Annotated in this window: 1 protein-coding gene (only partly in view); it reads right to left on the reverse strand. The window is 74.4% G+C overall.

Going from position 1 to position 6,392, the window contains the following annotated elements; genetic code table 11:
- Positions 1 to 6,317, reverse strand: partial view of a type I polyketide synthase gene (locus ABT369_RS51535; protein WP_350624896.1) — the beginning only. Its footprint begins 20,686 nt before the window's first position; only the first 6,317 of its 27,003 coding nucleotides appear in the window; the start codon lies at positions 6,315 to 6,317; its stop codon lies beyond the left edge, outside the window.
- Positions 6,318 to 6,392 lie beyond the last annotated feature (75 nt).

Below are 6,392 nucleotides of genomic sequence, written 5' to 3' on the forward strand. Positions count from 1 at the left end.
TTGATCGCCGCCACCGACACGCCCTCAGGCACGTCCTCGACCGGAGCGCCGACCGCGAGCATTCCCCCGCCGGCCGGTAGCGCCTGCATCAACCGGGCCCGAGCCGCGACCACCTTGCACGCGTCTTCAAGCGACCAGACACCCGCCACATACGCCGCGACCAACTCGCCAATCGAGTGACCGCCAACCACCGACGGCCGCAGACCCCACGCCTTCAACTGCTCATACAACGCGACTTCGATCGCGAACAACGCCGGCTGCGTGACCTCGGTTTCGTCGATCCGCTCATCCGGCAGCGCGCCGAAATGCGCCAGCACCTCGGCGTACACCCGGTTGAACACCGGGAAGTCGAGCGTCGAACCCATCCCGGCCCGCTGGGCGCCCTGACCCGAGAACAGCACCCCTACCCGGCGTGCCGTGGCAACACCGGTGACAGGTCCGCTCGGCAGCAGCACCAGCCGGTGGTCGAACTGGGCCCGCGACAGCAACGAACGACCGGTGTCCGCATCCGGGGTCAGACGATCGGCATAGGCACGCGCCGCCTCCGCCGAACGCGCCGACACCACCAGCGGCACCAGGGAGGAGGACCCGACCGGCTCGGGAGCCGGTTCCTCGACTGCCTCCAGGATCACGTGGGCGTTGGTGCCACTGATCCCGAACGACGACACCGCCGCCCGCCGCGGCCGGTCCGCCGACGGCCACGACCGGGCCTCGGTGAGCAGTGACACGGCCCCGGCCGACCAGTCCACGTGCGGGGTCGGCTCGTCCACGTGCAGGGTCCGCGGCAGCACCCCGTGCCGCATCGCCAGGACCATCTTGATCACGCCGGCCGCGCCCGCCGCGGCCTGGGTGTGCCCGATGTTCGACTTGATCGAGCCGAGCCAGAGCGGCTGGTCGCGGTCCTGGCCGTAGGTGGCGAGCAGCGCCTGCGCCTCGATCGGGTCGCCGAGGCGGGTGCCGGTACCGTGCGCCTCGACCGCGTCCACGTCCCGCGGGTCCAGCCCCGCGCTGGCGAGGGCCTGGCGGATGACCCGCTGCTGCGACGGGCCGTTCGGGGCCGTAAGACCGTTCGACGCGCCGTCCTGGTTGACCGCCGAGCCGGCGACCACCGCGAGCACCGGGTGCCCGAGCCGCCGCGCGTCCGAGAGCCGCTCCACGAGCAGGACGCCGACGCCCTCGGACCAGCCGGTGCCGTCCGCGGCCCCGGCGAAGGACTTGCAGCGCCCGTCGGAGGCGAGCCCGCGCTGCCGCGAGAACTCCACGAACGCGCCGGGCGTCGCCATGACGGTCACGCCGCCGGCGACGGCCAGGTCGCACTCGCCCTGTCGGAGCGACTGGGCGGCCAGGTGCAGGGCCACCAGCGACGACGAGCACGCGGTGTCGACGGTGACGGCCGGTCCTTCGAAGCCGAACGTGTACGCCACCCGGCCGGACACGACGCTGGTCGCGGTTCCGGTGAGCTGGTAGCCCTCGGTTCCGGCCCCGGTGCCGGGGGCGCCGTAGCCGGACGGGGAGACGCCGATGAAGACGCCGACGGGGTTGCCGCGCGAGGCGGTCGGGTCGAGGCCGGCCGACTCGAAGACCTCCCAGGACGCCTCCAGCAGGAGCCGCTGCTGCGGGTCCATGGCCAGGGCCTCGCGCGGGCTGATGCCGAAGAACGCGGCGTCGAAGTCGGTCGCGTCGTGGACGAAGCCGCCCTTGCGCGCGTACTCGTCGTCGCCGTCGAGCCGCTCCAGGTTCCAGGCCCGGTCGTCCGGGAAGTCCACGATGCCGTCGCCGCCGGCCAGCACGAGATCCCAGAGCTCGTCCGGGTTCGTGACGTTGCCCGGGTACCGGCAGCTCATGCCGACGATCGCGATGCGCTCGTCCTCGAGGCGCCCCGCGGCGACCGGCCGCAGCCGCAGGTCGGACGCCTCGCCGAGCAGCCGCTCGCGGAGGTGGGTGGCGAGCGCGACCGGGTTCGGGTGGTCGAAGACGAGCGTGGTCGGCAGGCTGAGCTTCGTCGCCGCGTTGAGCCGGTTGCGCAGGTCGATCGCGGTGAGCGAGTCGAAGCCGAGCTCCTTGAAGGCCCGGTTCGCCTCGACCGCCTCGGCGCCGGAGTGCCCGAGGACGGTGGCGGCGTGGTCCCGGACGAGGTCGGTGAGCAGGCGGTCCTGTTCGGCCCGGTCGACGCCGAGCAGGCGCTGGCGCAGCTGCGACGAGCCGGCGCCGGCGGGCTCGTCCGCCACGGCCAGGGCGGCCCGGACGTCGTCGATGTCATCGATGAGCGGGCGGGGCCGCGCGGACACGAACGCGGGCGCGAACTGGGCCCAGCGCACGTCGGCGACGGTCACCGCGGTGGCGTCGCGGCCGACGGCCCGGGCGAGCGCGGTCACCGCCAGGTCCGGGTCCATGGCGGCCAGGCCGCGGCGGCCCAGGTGCTCCTGCGCCTCGGCGGTCGCCATGCCGCCGTCGGCCCACGGCCCCCACGAGACGCACGTCGCCCGCAGGCCGCGCGCCCGGCGGCTCGCGGCGAGCCCGTCGAGGGCCGCGTTCGCCGCGCTGTACGCGGCCTGGCCCCCGCTGCCCCACGTGCCCGCGATCGAGCCGAAGAGGACGAACGCGTCCAGCGGCGCGTCGCCGAGCAGCTCGTCGAGCCAGCGGGCGCCGTCGACCTTCGCGGCCATGACCTCGGCCAGCTCGCCCGGCTCCAGGTCGGCGAGGGGCTTGATGTGGCTCACGCCGGCGGCGTGCACGACGGCGGTGAGCATCGGCAGGTCGGCCAGCCCGGCGAGGAGCCGGACCACGTCGTCGCGGCGGCCGATGTCGCACGCGACGATCGAGACGCCCGCGCCGAGCGCCGCGAGCTCGTCGCGCAGCTCGGCGGCGCCCGGGGCCGCCTCGCCGCGCCGGCTGGTCAGCACCACGTGGGCGGCGCCGTTGCTCGCCGCCCACCGCGCTACCCGGGCGCCGAGGGCGCCGGTGCCGCCGGTGATGAGCACCGTGCCGGTCGGCCGCCACTCCGCCCGGGTGCCCGCGGCGGCCCGCACCAGCCGCCGGTGGAACGTTCCGGAGTCGCGGATGGCGACCTGGTCCTCGTGGCCGTCCCCGGCGAGCACGTCGCCGGCGGCGGTCCATCCGCGTTCGTTCGGCTGCATGGGTACGTCGAGCAGCCCGCCCCACGCCCCCGGCCGCTCGAGCGCGATCGCCTGCCCGAGCCCCCAGACGGCGGCGGCGTCGACGTCCACGGCCGGGTCGCCGTCACCGACGGCCACGGCGCGCCGCGTGACGATCCACGTCGGCGTCTCGGGCCGCTGGTTGACGAGGGCGGCCACGCCCGCGGCCGACGGGGACACGCACACCACCCGCGCGTAGTCGCCGCCGGGTTCCCGGTCGACCACCATGCCCCGCCGGGTCAGCTCGGCCTCGACCCGGTCCGCCAGTTCCGTGTCGTCCCCGGGCACGAGCAGCCACCGGCTGCCCTCGGGCACGGCCGCGCCCGTCGCCGCGGCGCCGCGGGCGGCCCACTCGACGCGGTAGGTCCAGGAGTCGATCGTCCGGCTCCGGCCGCGGGTCTGCCGCCAGGAGCTCAGCGCCGGCAGCAGCACGTCCCACGACGCGCGGGTGTGCTCGCCGAGCTGCGCGACGAGCTCGCCGACGTCGGAGCGGTCGACGGCGGACCAGAACGACGCGTCCTCGGCCTCGGCGGGCGCGGCGACGGCCGAGGGCCAGTAGCGCTCGCGCTGGAAGGCGTACGTGGGCAGCGGGACGACCCGCCGCCCGTCGCCGAACACGGCCCGCCAGTCGATGTCGACGCCGGCCACGAACAGTTCGGCCGCGGCGCGCAGCAGCGACTCGCCCTCGTCCCGGTTCCGCCGCAGCGAGGCAACCACAACGGCGTCGTCGGACGGCAGATGCGGCACGAGAATCGCGTCCGGCCCGACCTCAACGAAGGCGTCGACGCCTTCGGCACGCATGGCGGCCACGTTGTCGGCGAACAACACCGTCCCACGCACATGCCGCACCCAGTAGTCGGCATCGAACTCGGCGATCAACCCACCGGTGACATTGGAAACGATCGGAATCTGCGGCGCGTTGAACGTGACGCCTTCCAGAACCGCGCGGAACTCGGCCAGCATCGGCTCCATCAACGCCGAGTGGAACGCATGCGAAACCCGCAGCCGACTGGTCCGAACGCCGTGGAACTCGGGCAGCAACTCCGCCGGACCCGACAACACCCACGAGTTCGGCCCGTTGATCGCAGCAACCGAAACGCCCTCAGGCACATCTTCGACCGGAGCGCCGACCGCGAGCATTCCGCCGCCCGACGGCAGGGCCTGCATCAGCCGCGCCCGGGCCACCACCACCTTGCACGCGTCCTCCAGCGACCAAACCCCGGCCACATACGCCGCGACCAGCTCGCCGATCGAGTGCCCACCGACCACCGATGGCCGCAGACCCCACGCCTTCAACTGCTCGTAGAGGGCCACTTCGATCGCGAACAACGCCGGCTGCGTGACCTCGGTTTCGTCGATCCGCTCATCCGGCAGCTCACCGAAATGCGCCAGCACCTCGGCGTAGACGCGGTTGAACACCGGGAAATCCAGACCGGCGCCCATGCCGGGCCGCTGGGCGCCCTGGCCCGAGAACAGCACCCCGACCCGGCGCTCCGGGGCCGCGACGCCGACCACCGCGCCGGTGAGGTCGGACAGGCCGGCGAGGAGCCGGTCGCGGTCCGCGGCGAGCACCACGGCGCGGTGCTCCAGGGGCGAGCGCGCCACCACCGAGGACCAGCCGAGGTCGGCGAGAGGCGCGGTCGCGTCGTCGCGCAGCCAGCTCGCCCACTTCGCCGCCTGGCCGGCGAGGCCGCGCTCGCCGCGCCCGGACAGAATCACCGGCACGGCGGGCAGGGCGAGCGTCTCGACCGGCGGCTGCGGGGCCGGGGCGGCCGGGGCCTGCTCGAGGATCGTGTGCGCGTTGGTGCCGCTCACCCCGAACGAGGAGACGGCGGCGCGGCGGGGGCGGTCGAGCGCGGGCCAGTCGCGGCCCTCGGCGAGCAGGGAGACGGCGCCGGCGGTCCAGTCGACGTGCGAGGTGGGCTCGTCCACGTGCAGGGTGCGGGGTAGGGCGCCGTGGCGCATCGCCATGACCATCTTGATGATGCCGGCGACCCCGGCGGCGGCCTGGGTGTGGCCGATGTTCGACTTGATCGAGCCGAGCCAGAGCGGACGGTCGCCGGGGCGGTCCTGGCCGTACGTGGCCAGCAGCGCCTGGGCCTCGATGGGGTCGCCGAGGCGGGTGCCGGTGCCGTGCGCCTCGACGACGTCGACGTCGGCGGCGCTCAGGCCGGCGTTGGCGAGGGCCTGGCGGATGACCCGCTGCTGGGCGGGGCCGTTCGGGGCGGTGAGCCCGTTCGAGGCGCCGTCCTGGTTGATCGCGCTGCCCCGCACGACGGCGAGGACGGGGTGGCCGAGCCGCTGCGCGTCGGAGAGGCGCTCGACGAGGAGGAGTCCGACGCCCTCGGCCCAGCCCGTACCGTCGGCGGATCCCGCGAACGAGCGGCATCGGCCGTCGCGGGCCAGGCCGTTCTGCCGCGAGAAGCCCACGAACGGGCCGGGCGTGGACATGATGGTGACGCCACCGGCGAGGGCCAGGTCGAACTCGCCCTGGCGCAGCGCCTGGACGGCGAGGTGCAGCGCGACGAGCGAGGACGAGCAGGCGGTGTCGATGGTGATCGCGGGGCCCTCGAGGCCGAGGGTGTAGGCGACGCGGCCGGACACGACGCTCGTCGCGCTGCCGGTCATGATATAGCCCTCGTCGACGCCGTCGATGTCGCCGTCGGCGCCGAGGCCGTAGCCGGTGGCGGCGGTGCCGACGAAGACGCCGGTCTGGTGGCCGTTGACGGAGCCGGGCGCGATCCCGGCCGCCTCGAACGCCTCCCACGCCGTCTCCAGCAGCAGCCGCTGCTGCGGGTCCATGGCGAGGGCCTCGCGCGGGCTGATGCCGAAGAAGCCGGCGTCGAAGTCGGCGGCGTCGTACAGGAAGCCGCCCTGGTTCGTGTGCGACGTGCCGGCCTCGTCACCGCCGCCGGCCCGCAGCGCCTCCAGGTCCCAGCCGCGGTCGGCCGGGAACCCGCCGATGGCGTCGCCCTCGGCCGCCACGAGGTCCCACAGCTGCTGCGGGGTCGAGACGCCGCCCGGATACCGGCAGGCCATCCCGACGATCGCGATGGGCTCCCGGGACTTCGCGATGAGCTGCTGGTTGAGCTGCTTGAGGCGCCCGGCCTCCTTCAGCGACGCGCGAAGTGCTTCTACGACCTTGTCGTCCGGCTTGGACATCATGCGCTCCGAACTTCAACGGTGGTCAGGACTCGGCGCTTTCCAGCGCGAGCCGCACGAGGCTGTCGGTGTCCA

The sequence above is a fragment of the Dactylosporangium sp. NPDC000244 genome (assembly GCF_040300725.1).
In the GTDB taxonomy this organism is placed as follows: domain Bacteria; phylum Actinomycetota; class Actinomycetes; order Mycobacteriales; family Micromonosporaceae; genus Dactylosporangium.